This is a genomic window from Flavobacterium hydatis (assembly GCF_000737695.1).
GTDB lineage: Bacteria > Bacteroidota > Bacteroidia > Flavobacteriales > Flavobacteriaceae > Flavobacterium > Flavobacterium hydatis.
Map to the genome: position 1 here is coordinate 78,678 of NZ_JPRM01000018.1, position 16,007 is coordinate 94,684.

The following is a 16,007-nucleotide window of genomic DNA, read 5'->3' on the forward strand; positions in this document are numbered from 1 at the left end:
TGTTTTTTTATAAATTAAATTCAATTATTTTACTTAATGCTATAAATGTTTTTTCGTTACGTTTATAATAAGTCCATTGTCCAACACGTGTAGATTCTATAAATCCGGCACGTTGCAAAATGGCTAAATATTCTGAAACAGTCGATTGCGTAAGTCCTGCTTTGGCTTGTATTTGTCCCACGCATACACCATGCTCAAAACCATAAGGTTCTTGACCAGGAAAGTTTAACTCGGGTTCTTTTAGCCATTCCAACATTTGCAGTCTGGACTTATTAGATAATGCTTTAAAAATTTCGATATGTTCCATAGCGCAAAGATATCGACTTTTTCCGATATTCCAATGTTAGGAATTATTTTTAGCAAATTTTTAAGACAGGAAGAGGAGTAGGAACTGTTTATTATTCAGTGCTATAATAAGGAATTATGGGCTTTTTGGGAGTTTTATAGAAGCTTTAAAACACCAACGTGCTAATGAATTTTCTTAAGAAAATTTATATTTTTTTAATTGAACAGGAGATAATCTTGTTTTTTTCTGTGAAGAAATTCAAACAATATTGAATAGAGAATTCAAATAAAACCCAAAATACGGATTACAAAGCCCAAATGATATTTTATAAGCATTGCCAACGGTTTCAACCGTTGGAGCGCAATGTATTTTGGCAATCTGTACCCCACGGTTGAAACCGTGGGCAATGATTAAAATAGGATAGAATAAGAGACGAAAGGAATAATTGCCTTTATTCTGTAGCGATATTTTATACCTACAAGGTCTGGAAAAGACCTTGCAGGATATTAATAATGCGAGTTAATAAACAAATTAGTATGAATTTATATTAACTTACTATCGCTTATATGTTTAAAATAATTTCTGAAGTTCTAATTCTTCAATGATTTGTTTTTTCATTGTAGTATTGATGTAATCTTTGGTTTCGGCATAAGATATTTTATACTTACGTTCAATTTCCTGCAGATGCGATGGGAAAGTAGCCAATAGTTTATCGTAGTAAATATCCAATTCGTTTTCATTTGGCATTTCAAATTTCAGTCGTATCTGAAACCTTCTTAATAAAGCCGTATCGATTATATTATAATGGTTTGTAGCACAAATTAGTAAACTATCATCTGGAAAATAATCTATTAGCTGGATAATTGTGTTTACCAAACGACGCATTTCGCCTACATCTTTATCATCGCTTTCTCGACTTTTTCCTATTTGGTCAAATTCATCTAGGAATAAAACAGCTTTTTCACGAATGGCTTTATCAAATATTGCCTTTATGTTCTTAGAAGTTTCTCCAATTCGAGCATTAATTAATGTGCTCAGATTTATGATAACAATATTTTTGTTCAGAGCTGTTGCAATAGCTTTGGCAGTGGTTGTTTTACCACAACCTGAGTGTCCGTATAAGAAAATCTTATTGTCTACTTTAAGATTGTATTTTTTTAATTCGTCAAGATATTGATGCTCTTTAATGGTTTGTGTCAAAGCAGTTTTATTTTCTTCGCTGAAAAGCAAATCATTCAAAGCTATTTTTTCGGTATCGTTTACGGTAAGTTCGTATAGATTCATCTCATTTTTATTTGATGCAAAAATAAGTCTTATTCTGCAATATTCTCATTCCAAATTTCTTTTCCTAAAAAACGATTTCCGAAGATAGATGTTCCAACTCGTACCATATTAGAACCTTCGGCTATAGCCAATTCTAAATCTTGAGACATTCCCATAGAAAGTTTTAATTCGGTTATGCCTTCAATTCCTTCAGCATAAATTTCATCTCTGATTTGTCTGAGTAAACTAAGTGAAGGTTGCATTTTCTCTTTTTCTACATCAAGTAATCCGATAGTCATCAAACCCTTAATATTTAAGGTGTCATATTTCTTTATTTCTCTGATAAACGAAAGAACCTCATTTGGCGGAAGCCCAAATTTACTTTCTTCGTATGAGGTATTTACTTGTATAAAAACATCTAAATTTCTTCCTTGATTTAGCAATTGTTTGTTTAGTTCTTCAGCTAAACTTATTCTGTCCAAAGACTGAATGCAAGTAACATATTTCAGAACATCTTTTATTTTGTTGGTTTGTAAATGACCAATAAAATGACGCTCAACATTTAGTCCTTTTAAACCTGAGTCTTTATCTCGTAGTTCTTGCATTTTGTTCTCGCCCATAAGAGTCTCGCCAGCCTCAATAGCTATACGTATTTTGTCGGCAGGAACGGTTTTGGTTGCTAATAATAACTGAACATCCGATATATTTCTACCAGATAGTCTACAGGCATTCTCGATGCGCTCATGAACCTGTTTTAAATTGGAAATTATCATCTCTTTCATAAGTGCAAAGGTAAGTATATGTGAATCATGGGAATAATCCAGTTTTGAGTTTTGCTTATGGTCCAGATTTTTTTTTAAGGCTCTAAGTGACAAAGATTCTGAGGTGCTAAGAAATTTAGATTTGAAGTTTTATTTAACCATGAGTTAAATAATTTTTTACCATTAAGAAATAAAGAAAAATTAAGTTTAGTCCTTGTTTTTTTGCCACAGATTAAAAAGATTAGAAAGAAAGATTTTTTTCACCATTAAGAGATTAATAAAAGTTAAGTTTTACCCTTAATGGAACTTAATGTCTTAATGGTGAAAACTTTTTAGCATAGCTTCTAAACTTTGTGCTCTTTGCGTAAATCATTGCGCCCTTTGCGTTTAATTTTTAAACATAAATGAAAAAATAATTAATAAAAGAGCGTTCATTCATTTAATGTTTTATATTTGCTAAAAAAATTCCTATTATGAGAGTAAGAGATATAGATAAAGAGAAGTTAGTTGTAACTAATGCGATAGAGTTAATTGTTCTGGATGGCTTTCAGGGCTTTAGTATGAATAAGCTAGCGAAGGCTTGTAATATATCTGTGGCTACTCTCTATATTTATTACAAAGACAAGGATGATTTGATTAAAAAAATTGGGGCAGAAATTGCGATAGAATTCTTTACATCCACCATAGAGAATTTTTCGCCAGATATGCCATTTGAGGAAGGTTTATGGATACAATGGCAAAATCGAGCTGCATTTACATTTAAGTATCCAAAGAAGGTTGCATTCTTTGAAGTAATTAAACAATCCCCACATGCTGAGGATATATTAAACTCTACAACCAAATTCTCTGATTTTAGGATAATCATGAAACAATTTATTGAAAATTCATTGCATAATAAGGAACTAGTGCCAATGCAATTTGAAGTTTTTTGGAGTATCGCTTACGGGCCTTTATATACTTTGTTGAATTTTCATAATGAAGGAAAAAGCATGGGAGGAAAGCCATTTAAGCTTACTCAGGACATGATGAAAGAAGCCTTTGGGGCTGCTATAAAAGCGTTAAAACCATAAAATAATACTATGGAAACAGATTTAGATAAAATCTATATTTTTAAAACTAACATAGAACAACTACGTACCGATTGTGAGGTGACAAAAACACTAAACAATCACGTAGATATTCTGCAATGGAGTGTTGATACCGATGATGTTGATTATGTGCTGCGCATTGTTTCGGAAACACTTAAAGTTGAAACAATTATTAACATTATTAATGATCTTGGACATGAATGCCAAGAATTAAATTAATCAAAAATACAATTACTATAATGGAAAAAACAAAATTAGAAATTCCTCCATTTTCTTCTTATCAAAAATATATTATCGCCTTATTGGCACTTTTACAATTTACAGTTATACTCGATTTTATGGTTCTTTCTCCACTTGGGGATATCCTAATGAAAAATCTAGATATGACTACTGCAAACTTTGGATTTACAGTTTCGGCTTATGCATTTAGTGCAGGTATATCGGGATTGCTTGCAGCAGGTTTCGCCGACAAGTTTGACCGAAAAAAACTCCTTGTTTTCTTTTACACAGGATTTATTATTGGTACTGTTTGTTGTGCCTTGGCAACTAATTATGCATTGTTACTTTCTGCAAGAATTGTAACGGGGCTTTTTGGCGGTGTTATTGGATCGGTTTCTTTGGCAATTGTAACCGATTTATTCGTGATTCATCAGCGTGGTCGTGTGATGGGATTTATCCAAATGGCATTTGCATCTAGCCAAATTTTAGGGATTCCGGTAGGTCTTTATTTTGCAAATCACTGGGGTTGGCATTCAGCTTTCTTGATGATTGCAGGACTAGGAGTTCTTATACTTGTTACAATTGTAATCAAGATGAAACCAGTTGCAGAACACCTCAAATTACAGTCGGATAAAAACCCTTTTTTACATTTATGGCATACTTTAAGTAATAAGAATTATCAGGTTGGTTTTGCGGCAATTGCATTCTTATCTATAGGTGGTTTTATGTTGCAGCCTTTTGGAAGTTCTTTCTTAGTAAACAACATCCATATTAGCCAATTAGAGTTACCAATGGTCTTTTTCTTTACAGGTCTTTCGGTACTTTTTATAATGCCACTTGTTGGAAAATTAAGTGATAGAGTTAGCAAGTTTTGGTTGTTTACAGCAGGGTCAATCTTATCGATTATTATGATATTAATTTATACTAATCTTGGACCAATTCTGCTTTGGGAACTTGTTGTCATAAACATGATTTTGTTTATGGGTATCATGAGTCGTATGATTCCATCGACAACACTTAATACTGGAATTCCGGATATGAAAGATCGTGGAGCATATATGTCAATCACTTCATCGATGCAACAAATTGCAGGAGGTATTGCAGCAGTTTGCGCTGGATTTATCGTGCACCAGGAAACCAAAACATCACCGCTAGAGAATTACGACATTCTTGGATATGTTATTTCGGCGGTAACACTTTGTTCGATATTCTTTATTTGGAGAGTTAATCAATTGGTGAAATCAAAAGGTAAAGCTGTAGATGCTGGAGTGAAGGTTGAAATTGAAGCACAAAGTGTTTAAGTTAGATTTAACCATTAAAATTTAACCGCAAAGAGCGCAAAGTTTAGCTGCTTTGGTTAAAAAGTTTTACCATTAAGAGATTAAGAAAAATTAAGCTTAAAACTTAATGGTGAAACTTTGCGTCCTTTGCGTAAACCCTTGCGCGCTTTGCGGTTAAATCTTAATCCCTTAATGGTGAATAAAATTGAATAAAACTAATCAAGAAATACAAGAGATAGACTTTCGGGAAATGAAACCCAGTTTTCCGTTGTCTAACTATGTTGAAAGTTTTTGGATGCTTTCGAATGTTTCTGATCACGAAAAACAAATTGTTATTTTGCCAGATGGGAGGATAGATCTTATATTCTCTTTTGAAGATAGAAATGAGATTACGCTTTTAGGAGTCGATTCTGAGCCTTCTTGGGCTGTGCTTGCGCCAAAGACTTCTATGTTTGCGGTTAGTTTTAAATTACTTGCAATCGAATATCTTTTTGAAGATAAATTTCCCGTTTTAATAGATACTGCTTATAATTTGCCTTCGGATTATTTTGGAATTTCAATTGAGAATTTCGAGAATTTTGAAGGATTTTGTGATTTACTTTCTTCGAAGTTTCTAAGCATTCTCAGTCATGAAATCGACGAACGTAAGAGAAAACTATTTGATTTAATATATAATTCAAATGGTGAAATTACGATTGCCGAAATTGCCGAAACAATTCATTGGAATAGCCGACAAATTAATCGATACTTTAGCCAAAGGTTTGGAATTTCATTAAAAGCCTATTGTACCATTCTTCGGTTTAGATCGACATTTGAACAAATAAAAGAAGGAAAACTTTTTCCTGAACAAAATTTTACTGATCAGGCTCACTTTATAAAAAACATCAAGAAATTCTCTGGTGTAACTCCTAAGGAACTGAACAAGAATATAAACGACCGATTTATACAATTATCAACCCTCAAGAAGAAATAATTTTGTCTTATAAAATTAAATGATTGAGTTATGTTGATTAAAAATAAAAAAATAGCAATTGTAGGAGGAGGGCCTGGAGGTTTAACACTTGCAAGACTTTTGCAACTCAAGGGAGCAGAAGTAAAAGTATATGAGAGAGATTTTAATTCGGAAGTAAGAGTTCAGGGCGCTACTTTGGATCTTCATGAAGAATCAGGATTAGAAGCGCTTCGCAGAGCAGGATTAATAGACGCTTTTTATGCCAATCATCGTCCTGAAGCAGGCAAATTACGTATTCTGGATAAAAACCTAAATATTGCCATGGACACACATTCTGCGGATGATTACGAAGAGAACCGTCCAGAAATAGATCGTGGACCATTACGAAATATACTTCTAGATTCTTTACAACCAGAAACTGTAGTTTGGGACAGTCAGTTTCTTTCCATATCTCCAAAAAATGAAGGTTGGGAGTTAACATTCAAAAACGAATCAAAAGCAGAAGCTGATATTGTAATCGCTGCTGATGGAGCCAATTCCAAAATAAGACCTCGTATTAACTCCATAAAACCAATATACTCAGGTGTTACAATTGTAGAAGGAAATGTTTATAATGCTGAAAAGAATGCTCCTAAGTTATATGAGCTTGTAAATGGCGGAAAAGTATTTGCTTTTGGGGATGAAAAAACATTGATTTTGAGTATGAAAGGAGATGGAACACTTTCTTTTTATACAGGTTGTAAAGCTGATGAATTTTGGGTTCGTGATAGTAATATTGATTTCTCCAACAAAGAACAAGTTTTTGAATGGTTTAAAAGCGAATTCGGCTCTTGGGACCCTATTTGGCAGGAATTGTTTAATAGTGATGATATGTCGATTATTCCACGCCCACAATATCATTTTCCGCTAGATCAGCAATGGGATGCTTTACCAAATCTAACTATGCTTGGTGATGCGGCTCATCGTATGCCGCCTTACGCAGGAGAAGGGGTGAATATGGCAATGCAAGATGCTTTTGAATTAGCAGAAGCGCTTTCTGATGATAACTTCCCTGATGTACAAACTGCGATTGCGACTTATGAAAAGCAAATGTGCAAAAGAGCTTCGGAGATTACAAAAATCACTCTGGATTCTACTGAAATGATGCATTCTAACGATCCTATCACTAAACTGATTAATATGTTTAATGGTGTTGATGAAGTGGAGCATTAATTAGTGAATAGTTTAAATAGTGAAGCCTCTTGTGATTTTTACAAGAGGCTTCTTTTTTGAGTTATTAATTTAACACATAGAAACATAGATTTTATGTGTAAAAAAGAGAGCAAAAAGAAATACATTTCTTTCACATAGCTAGAACTATATGTTTTTAAAATAAGTGAAACGTCTTATTTTGATAATCTAAAATCTATGTTTCTATGTGTTAAAAAAAATTAAGGTGTTATTGTAGCTACTTTAATAGCTCGCACTATTCTTCAAAACTTCATGTTTATTATCCTCAATAACAATTTTCGCAACGGTAAGCATATTTGTGAATTCCACTAGTTGGGTTGTTATTTTTTGTTTTTTGAATAATAATGCTACAGTTTTCATTTTCATGGATTCAATCTTGTCTATTATTTTATCAAAATCAGCATCCTTGGTAGCGTAAAAATGAGTCATCATAGCCTGAAGTTCTTTTTTTAGCTTTGTAAAATTTTTAGAATTGGTTTTAACCAAAGGCTCATTAAAGCCTAGCATAGACTTTTTTTGAGTGAAAGCTATTTCATCAATAATACTATCAATATGTTCTGAGGCTTGATGCGCAAAAACTAAAGCTTCTAATAATGAATTTGAAGCTAATCTGTTTTTTCCATGTAATCCCGTTCTTGAACATTCGCCTATGGCGTACAAGTTTTTTATATTTGTTTCAGAGTTTTTATCAACATTTATTCCTCCACATTGGTAATGTGCTACGGGAACAATAGGAATTAAATCTGTTTTAGGATGTAATCCTAGTGTCTTACAGTAATCAGTAATAGACGGGAAATGTTTATAAAAGTCTTCTAGATGCAAATGCCTGCAATCTAAGTAAACATAAGGTTTTCCAGAGATTTCAATCTCTTTGCTTATGGCTTGAGAAACGATATCTCTTGTGGCTAATTCTCCGCGAATATCATCTTTAAAGATAAAACGCTTTTGATCTTCATTAACGATATGTGCTCCAAATCCTCTTACAGCTTCTGAAATTAAAAAGAACGGATTTTTGTCTTCTTCATATAAAGCCGTTGGATGAAACTGGATATATTGCATATCCTTTATTAAGGCGCCTGCTCGAGATGCAATTGCGATTCCGTCACCAGTTGCAATTTCTGGATTTGTTGTGTTTTTAAAAAGCTGTCCACATCCTCCAGTGCTTAAAACGACGGTTTTAGCTCGTATGTATTTTATTCTGCCATTAACTTTGTCACAATAAAAAGCACCCGTGCAATAAGGGTTTCCTTTGTTTTTTTTTGCATTTACATCTATAACCAAATGATTTTCTAATACAGTAATATTAGGTAACTGATTTATGGTATTAATCAGTTTTTTTTCGATTTCTGCACCCGATATGTCTTTATGATGCAAAATGCGATGCTGAGAATGTCCGCCTTCTAAACCTAAATTCCAGATTCCAGATTTATTTTTATCAAAAGAAACACCAATATCGATAAGTTCATCTAACCTTTTTGGTGCCTGATGTACTACCATTTTTACAATCTCTTCATCACATGAACCTCCACCAGATTTTAAAGTATCTTGGATATGTTGCTCAAAACTATCTTCGATACTATCGGTAACAACTGCTATTCCTCCTTGTGCTAATTGCGTATTAGAGTTTTTGGCCTTTTCTTTGGTCATGATTGTAATCGATAATTTGGGACGTTTTTTTGCCATTTTTATTGCAAAAAATAAACCAGCTACTCCAGAACCAATTATAAGTATATCCGTTTTTTTCATGATGATAAGCTTAGGTGTTTAAGACAAATTGAGCATTCTATTTATGGGTTTTATGGCTTCTAGTCGTAATTCTTCATTAATGTTAATTTCGGGACTTTCATTCTTTAAACATAAATAAAGCTTCTCTAATGTATTTATTTTCATAAAGGCACATTCGCTACAAGCGCAAGTATTGTCTTCGTGAGAAGGAGCTGGAATAATCGTTTTGGTTGGAGCATCTTTTGCTAATTGATGCAATATTCCTGCTTCGGTTGCTACGATAAATGTTGTAGCCGAATCGTTTTTGATAAAATTGAGCATTCCAGATGTTGACCCAATATAATGTGCTGTTTCCAGAATATGTCTTTCAGATTCTGGATGTGCAACAATCTTAGCAGTTGGGTTTGTATTGTAAATTTCGATAAGTTTATCTAATGAAAAAGCTTCATGTACAATACAGGAACCATCCCAAAGGAGTAAATCGCGGTTAGTTTCTTTTTTTAAGTAGGTTCCTAAGTTTTTGTCTGGGGCAAAAATGATTTCTTGATCTTGAGGAATCGCTTCTATTATTTTTTTAGCATTAGATGAGGTACATACCCAATCGCTTAATGCTTTTATCTCTGCCGAAGAATTGATGTAGGTTACAACAACATGTTTCGGGAAAAGTTCTTTTAGTTTTTTAAAATTAACAGGATCGCATCCATCAGCTAGAGAACAACCAGCATTAAGATCTGGCAAAAGCACTTTTTTATTTGGGTTGATAATTTTGGCGGTTTCAGCCATAAAATAAACTCCTGCAAAAACAATTGTATCTGCGTTTGTAGTGGCTGCTTTTTTTGATAATTCTAGACTGTCGCCAACAAAATCAGCAATATCCTGTATGTCTTTTTCTTGATAATAATGAGCGAGAATAATCGCGTTTTTTTCTTGCTTTAATCGGTTTATTTCAGAAATTAAGAATAATTTATCCATGAATTTATTTTTATCGATACTCTTACATTTCATGTTCAGAATATCTAAATTATAGTAGTTACTTTTTTTAGAAAACAGATTTTTAAATTAAAAAAACTCCCAAACCGAAAACGTATTCTATATATAATTGCCCTGTCTTTTATGAAGGCTATTGCATATCATTGCAATTTTTGTATTCGGCCTAGGAGGAACCTAATTCCATAATTTTACTACAAATGTTTTATAACTTTTTGGATTATAATTATTTAATTATGGGTTTTAGCGTTGTAAAGATATTGTTGAGGTTAATCTTATTTCATGATTAAAGTCATGAAATGCATTTTTTATATTTTAATATTTAGCAGCGAGTAAACAGAAATAGATAAAATACAAGAAAGCCCGTTAATGCAATATTTACATTAATAGGCTTTATATATTAAAAGATATAATTTTTAAACTAATTTAGGCTAGGACCTTCAGGAATTTTAATTGTTCGTTTGTGTCTTTTTGTGAGCAATAAATAGATAATTGCAATACCAAGAACGATTAATAATGCAATTTCTAGTTGTGCTAACATATTATATTGGTTGTATGTTTTATTGGCATTTTCTAGTTGTAATTTAGCTTCGTCAACCTGAATTTTAGAAAGTGATTCTAAAGTAACCAAGGCTTCATCTGCCGATTTTTCGACTTCTTGCCATTGTTTGTCTTGAGCTTGTTTGTTTATTTTAGAACAAATTGCTACAAAATTATTAAAGTCATCCTTTTCTTTTGGAGTTAAAACCGTTTTGTGGTACAATAAATTTATTGCTTTGATATTTTGGATAGAGGTAATAACAGCCTCATTTTTATCAGCCTCATTATTAGTTTTAACAGCATTTGCTTTAACAATGTTTAATTCATTGGCATAATGAAAAATATAGGTCGAAACAACTAAGCGATCTTTATAAATTGCATTGATATTCTCATTGGTGGTTTCGGCGTTTCGTAGTGTATTAAAAGTACTTAGTATTATAATTAACATTACAATTGCCAGTATAAAAGCGGCTTTTGTTTTCTTGCTACTATTTTTTAACCCCATCATATTGAATTGATTTGTATCGCAATATAATTATTTATTTGAAACAAACTTGCTATTTCTAGGCTAAATATATCATCCGATGGATGTAATTTCTTAACACATAGAAACATAGAAGATTTACTCTTAAAAAAGACGTTTCACTTATTTTAAAAACACAGAGCAAGCCTAGCGTGATATTTATGTTTATAGAAATTTGTTTTTTAAAGAATCCACCGTAGAGGATATTTTATAATCATAATATTTCTGAATATTAATGTATATATCACCTAATAAATCTCTCGCAAAGACGCAAAATCGCAAAGAAATTATATCTAAATTTTGCGACTTGGTGTCTTTGCGAGAAAAGTGATAGTTCAAAAAACTTAACTTGGCTAAATATAGATTAAGCGATTAAGTCTTTCTTCAGAAATTTTGCATAAAAATCAGGAATTTCGCTTTCCTCGATAGCGCTTATAACTTCATTAATAGGGTATTGTAACTTAATAATTTCGGGAGTTATGTTTTCGTCAGAAATATGTAATATAAGATATGCTGCCAATGGGTTTTCTTCTCTAGATCGCCCTACAGAACCAGAATTTATTAATGTTCCTGCAGGAGATTCTGTGGTTGCTTCTATATGCCTAACGTATGGTTTATGAGTATGTCCCATAATGATGATGTCGGCTTTTTCCTGAGCAAGCATCGACTGAACATCTTCAAGATCATGATTCTCATAAATGTATTCATTATTGCTTCGCGTACTGCCGTGAACGAATAGTACTTTAGTTTCTTTTCCAGAAATGGTAAAATTAAGTAAGAACCTTTCAGGAAGAGTTTTTAAGAATGCTTTGTTCTCTGGTTTTATAGTTTGTTTAGTATAATTAATTCCGTTAACACGCGCGGCTCTTTCTTCGGGATTGTGTTTTGGCAATGGAGTTACTTCATGATCAAATGCAATGCGTTCGTCATGATTTCCCATTAAGCAAGGAATTTCTAATATTTTAATTAGTTCGATAACTTCATTGTGCCAAGGCGCAAAATCGACTAAATCACCTAAGCAATATATCGTATCAATACCCCTTTGTTTTATATCTTCGAGTACGACTTTTAGCGCTGGTAAATTACCATGTATATCACTAATTATTGCTATGTTTTTCATGGTCTGCGTCTGTTTGAAAAAATTACTATTATTAATGCAATAATACTCCATAAAAGCATTTGCGAGGTAGCCATATCCCATTTTCCTAACTTCCAACTCAAAAGTCCGAAGTAAGTTCCTACTGCGGCACCTATAAAATAAGTAGTCATGTATATGGTATTCAGTCTGCTATGAGCTTCTTCGTGTAAACTATATATACGAGTAAAATTGGTAATTTGGGTTGCTTGTACACCAATATCTAAGAAAAAAACACTAAGAATTAACACCGGAATAGAATACGGGAAGATTTTTATAAGGATAATGCTGCCTATAATCATCGAGACAGTCGTTAATAAAGAGCTTCGTACATTGCCTTTATCGGCTAGTTTGCCAAAATACGGCGCGACCAATGCACCACCAATGGCGATTAACCCAAAGAGTCCGATTATGCCCGAATGATAGTTTAAAGGCGCACTGCTAAGATGAAAAGTAAGCGTTGTCCAGAAAGAACAAAACACACCAAATGTAAAGGAACCTAAAAGTGCTGTTTGGCGCAAAACGGGATATTTAGGTATGAGAGCCAAAGTAGATTTTATGAGATGAAAATAACTCCCTTTAAATTTAGACGGTACTTCTGGTAGATACAACTTTAGCATAAGCGTAACCACAAGAACCATTAATCCTGATATCCCAAAAACATAACGCCAGCCCAGTAATTCGGTTATAAAACCACTAAGAACCCGCGCTCCTAATATCCCAACCAATATTCCGCTGAAAACGACACCCACATTTTTACCTCTATTTTCTTTACCTAAAGTTGCTGCCATTGGCAATATAATTTGAGCAGGAGTAGAGAATAGACCAACAAAAAAACTGAGTATATATAAGGCTGTTAATGGTGATGTCAGGGTTATAAAAAACAAAGTAAGAACCAGCAAGCTACATAATAAAAGAATAAGATTCTTACGATTTACTTTATCGCCAAGCGGAAGCAAAAAGAACATTCCGAGTCCATAGCCTAACTGAGAAAGCATCGAGATTTTCCCGATTTGGGTTTCGGTAACTTTAAGCGATAAAGCAATTGTTTGTAATATGGGTTGATTGTAATATATATTAGCAACGATTACTCCGGCTGATACTGCCATAAGCGGAATCACCGCTGGTTTAAAACTGGTTTTATTCATAAACTTTTTTTGCAAAGCTATTGTACTCCTAAAAGTAAAAATTGTACATTTAAACTCTATTTTTGTAAAAAAACAACAGTCATTTGGAACGTTTTATCCAGCATACACCTTTATTTATTCGGCATTTTACGACCGAAACCTGGCCATTTCCGGTACACAATCACAATCATTTTGAGTTGGTTTTTATTCATTCGGGTAGTGGTTTACACCAATTAAATGGCGGAGAAGTTACGTACAAAGGACCTTGTGTATTTTTGTTATGCCCATCCGATTATCATCTTTTTATAATTGATAAAGAAACAGAGTTTAGTGTATTAAAATTTAACAATCGTTATCTCGACGGAACTTCATCTGATACCGCCAAAAACGAATGGAATAAAGTACTGGATCAGCTGCTTGGAATAAGCAATAGTTCAGACGGTAAACTAGTTGATTCACCTCTAGAATTAGATAAAATAAGCTATCTTATGCGACTCATTGTTAGCGAGTGGGATGGAGGAAGCCAAAACGGATCTAATGAGGTGCTGCTTTATTTAATACGAAGTGTGTTTGCCTTAATTAAGAAAAATGCTTTTCAATCATTAGGAACAAATATGGTTCTGAATGAAGGTTTATTGGTCGGAATTATGAATTATATCCATAAGGAAATTCGTGTGCCTTCTAATTTAAATCTAATGGTTTTGTCGGGCTATTTTAATATGGCACCAAATCATTTAAGCAGCTTGTTTAAGCGACAAACAGGTGGCTCTATAAAGAAATATATAGATGATTATAAATACAAATTAATAGAAAATCGCCTTAAACATAGCACTGCTTTAATGAAAGAAATAAGCAATGAATTTGGCTTTTCGGACGTAAGTCATTTTAATAAATTCTTAAAAAAACAAACAGGATTAAATCCAAAGGAAGTTAGACGACTTTAGTTTTTAGTATTCAGTTTCAGTATTGAGTATTTACTCTCCGTTTCAATAAAAAAAGAGATACTCAATTTTTAAGTATCTCTTTTATATTTTGTTATAATGACAAATAATTATTTAATAGTAATCGGAACTTCTACAGTTGTTTTGTCCCAACCAATTACCAAATTTGCTACAGCACCTTTATTAGTAAAAGCAATTGATAAAGCTTCTATAGGAGTCGAAACTGCCTTAACAGGAACCGATACTCTGGCAATATCTTTAGTCTCATCATACGCATAAGCTCCCCAAAGATCTATTTCTTTATTAATAATAATTGTCCATTTATCTTTTTCAGGAATGGCAAACAAACTATATGTTCCAGCCGGAATGTTTTTACCACCTATTGTTACAGGTTTGTAGAATTTGATTTCGGTGTTTTCGTTAGCACCAACACGCCAAACTTCACCAAACGGAATTAGTTCTCCAAAAATAGCACGCCCTTTTGCCGAAGGTCTAGAATAAATAACCTTAATAACAGCTGTTGGAGTATCTGTTTTTTTAGACTTAACCGCTTTATTTGGGTAATAACTAATGTCTAGCGGACTTGCATCCAGAGGGGCGAATTTAACATCTTGGGCATTAACCGAAAAAGTAGCCAATAAGATGATTACGAGTAAATTAAATTTTTTCATGGTTGTAATGATTTTTAATAGTTTACACAAAGTAAGAGAATATCCAGTAGAAATCATATAAATCATTTTTGTTTTTTTACATAAATTATACATGATATAAAACGCTTTCTTTTTTTGTGTATTATTAGTTATCAGTCCTTTATAGTTGCCCTTATTCTTAATACCTAGAAGTAGCATTTTAGATAATCTAAACTATTTAGGAGCTATTCCCGCTATCCGTTTCAATCTTTTGTGGCGAACCCCGCCACAAAAGGATTTCCACTACTATCGGGGCTAGGACATTCATTTTCACAAGAACTATTTTCTTTTATCGTTTTTTCAATGAGATCTTTAATTTTTCACAATCCCTTTGCGATCTCAAAGCAAAGCGAAATAAAGACAAAGCTTTGCGAACTTTGCGTAAACCTTTGTGCACTTTGCGGTAAATGTCATTACAAAAAATTAAATACTCGAAGCCGAAAACCCACCATCAACTTTAATGATAGTTCCTGTAACAAACTTAGACATATCGCTGCATAAAAATAAAAGCGCACCATTAATATCTTCTGGCGTTCCAAACCTTCCCATTGGGGTATGTTCTATGATTTTTTCGCCTCTCGGAGTCAATTTCCCATCAGGATTTAGTAACAAAGCCCTGTTTTGTTCCCCAATAAAAAAGCCTGGAGAAATTGCGTTTACACGAATGCCCTCACCATATTTAGACGCTAATTCTACCGCCATCCATTGCGTGAAATTATCAATCGCAGCTTTTGATGCCGAATAACCAACAACTCTCGTTAAGGGTCTTTGTGCCGATGCCGACGAGATATTGATAATAATTCCTTGTTTTTGTTTAGCAAAAAGCTCCGAAAACACCTGTGATGGTAACATAGTACCAATTATATTCAAGTCTACTACCTTTTGCAAATCATCCACATTCATATCATATATCGCCTGATCAGGACTTATAGTTGCTCCTGGCATATTTCCTCCAGCTGCATTAATCAGGATATCCAGACGACCGTATTTTTCTACGATAAAATCTTTGGCATTCTCAAGTTCCTCTTTCTTTAAAACGTTTGCTTGTATCGCAAAAGCTTCTCCGCCATTGTTTTGTATTAGAGTTACAATTTTATTGGCTTTTTCAATAGATTGAGAAACAATACCTGTAATAACACCTTGTTTGGCCAAAACAGCAGCAAAATTGCTCCCCAATACGCCAGCACCGCCCGTTATTAGAGCAATTTTTCCTTTTAGATTAAATATCGAATTCATATTTATTATTTTATGTTAATTAGTT

At 33.2% G+C, this 16,007-nt stretch carries 16 protein-coding genes; 6 read left to right on the top strand and 10 right to left on the bottom strand.

The window, feature by feature from the left end; all coding sequences use genetic code 11:
- Positions 1-7 precede the first annotated feature (7 nt).
- The 3 genes from IW20_RS12745 to IW20_RS12755 all read right to left on the bottom strand — a co-directional run bounded on the left by IW20_RS12745 (position 8) and on the right by IW20_RS12755 (position 2,331).
- Complete coding sequence (locus IW20_RS12745; protein WP_035622815.1) at positions 8-307, bottom strand: ArsR/SmtB family transcription factor; 300 nt, start codon at positions 305-307, stop codon at positions 8-10.
- A 549-nt stretch (positions 308-856) separates the two neighbouring features.
- Positions 857-1,570, bottom strand: a complete 714-nt coding sequence (locus tag IW20_RS12750; RefSeq protein WP_035622818.1) for an AAA family ATPase — start codon at positions 1,568-1,570, stop codon at positions 857-859.
- A 29-nt stretch (positions 1,571-1,599) separates the two neighbouring features.
- Entirely contained in the window at positions 1,600-2,331 is a 732-nt protein-coding gene (locus tag IW20_RS12755; protein WP_035622821.1) for a YggS family pyridoxal phosphate-dependent enzyme, read from the bottom strand.
- A gap of 452 nt (positions 2,332-2,783) precedes the next feature.
- On the opposite strand from IW20_RS12755, the gene IW20_RS12760 reads away from it, so the two are divergent.
- From IW20_RS12760 to IW20_RS12780, 5 genes are all read left to right on the top strand, one after another.
- Positions 2,784-3,380 carry a TetR/AcrR family transcriptional regulator gene (locus IW20_RS12760; protein ID WP_035622825.1) on the top strand — a complete coding sequence of 199 codons (597 nt, stop codon included), beginning with the start codon at positions 2,784-2,786 and terminating at the stop codon, positions 3,378-3,380.
- A 9-nt stretch (positions 3,381-3,389) separates the two neighbouring features.
- Positions 3,390-3,617, top strand: a complete 228-nt coding sequence (locus tag IW20_RS12765; RefSeq protein ID WP_035622828.1) for a hypothetical protein — start codon at positions 3,390-3,392, stop codon at positions 3,615-3,617.
- Positions 3,618-3,637: 20 nt separating this feature from the next.
- Positions 3,638-4,918: an MFS transporter gene (locus IW20_RS12770; protein ID WP_035622830.1), complete on the top strand. Its 1,281-nt coding sequence runs from the start codon at positions 3,638-3,640 to the stop codon at positions 4,916-4,918.
- Positions 4,919-5,147: 229 nt separating this feature from the next.
- Positions 5,148-5,870 carry a helix-turn-helix domain-containing protein gene (locus IW20_RS12775; RefSeq protein ID WP_035622884.1) on the top strand — a complete coding sequence of 241 codons (723 nt, stop codon included), beginning with the start codon at positions 5,148-5,150 and terminating at the stop codon, positions 5,868-5,870.
- 30 nt (positions 5,871-5,900) lie between these two features.
- Positions 5,901-7,061 (top strand): FAD-dependent oxidoreductase, encoded by a 1,161-nt coding sequence (locus IW20_RS12780; RefSeq protein WP_035622833.1) that lies wholly within the window; start codon positions 5,901-5,903, stop codon positions 7,059-7,061.
- 240 nt (positions 7,062-7,301) lie between these two features.
- On the opposite strand, the gene nadB is transcribed toward IW20_RS12780, so the two are convergent.
- The 5 genes from nadB to IW20_RS12805 all read right to left on the bottom strand — a co-directional run bounded on the left by nadB (position 7,302) and on the right by IW20_RS12805 (position 13,137).
- Complete coding sequence (nadB, locus tag IW20_RS12785) at positions 7,302-8,825, bottom strand: L-aspartate oxidase (protein WP_035622836.1); 1,524 nt, start codon at positions 8,823-8,825, stop codon at positions 7,302-7,304.
- 18 nt (positions 8,826-8,843) lie between these two features.
- Positions 8,844-9,776 (bottom strand): quinolinate synthase NadA, encoded by a 933-nt coding sequence (gene nadA, locus IW20_RS12790; RefSeq protein ID WP_035622839.1) that lies wholly within the window; start codon positions 9,774-9,776, stop codon positions 8,844-8,846.
- A gap of 436 nt (positions 9,777-10,212) precedes the next feature.
- Positions 10,213-10,839, bottom strand: coding sequence for an MCP four helix bundle domain-containing protein (locus IW20_RS12795; protein ID WP_035622841.1), 627 nt, complete (start codon positions 10,837-10,839; stop codon positions 10,213-10,215).
- A gap of 379 nt (positions 10,840-11,218) precedes the next feature.
- Positions 11,219-11,974, bottom strand: a complete 756-nt coding sequence (locus IW20_RS12800) for a metallophosphoesterase family protein (protein ID WP_035622843.1) — start codon at positions 11,972-11,974, stop codon at positions 11,219-11,221.
- Positions 11,971-13,137, bottom strand: coding sequence for an MFS transporter (locus IW20_RS12805; RefSeq protein WP_035622845.1), 1,167 nt, complete (start codon positions 13,135-13,137; stop codon positions 11,971-11,973). Before IW20_RS12805 ends, IW20_RS12800 begins: the two co-directional genes overlap by 4 nt.
- An 83-nt stretch (positions 13,138-13,220) precedes the next feature.
- Between IW20_RS12805 and IW20_RS12810 the strand changes: the two genes are divergently transcribed.
- Complete coding sequence (locus tag IW20_RS12810) at positions 13,221-14,060, top strand: AraC family transcriptional regulator (protein ID WP_035622848.1); 840 nt, start codon at positions 13,221-13,223, stop codon at positions 14,058-14,060.
- Between the two features lie 107 nt (positions 14,061-14,167).
- On the opposite strand, the gene IW20_RS12815 is transcribed toward IW20_RS12810, so the two are convergent.
- Positions 14,168-14,728, bottom strand: a complete 561-nt coding sequence (locus IW20_RS12815) for a DUF2911 domain-containing protein (protein ID WP_035622887.1) — start codon at positions 14,726-14,728, stop codon at positions 14,168-14,170.
- Positions 14,729-15,169: 441 nt separating this feature from the next.
- Positions 15,170-15,982, bottom strand: coding sequence for an SDR family oxidoreductase (locus tag IW20_RS12820; protein WP_035622851.1), 813 nt, complete (start codon positions 15,980-15,982; stop codon positions 15,170-15,172).
- Between the last annotated feature and the right edge of the window lie 25 nt (positions 15,983-16,007).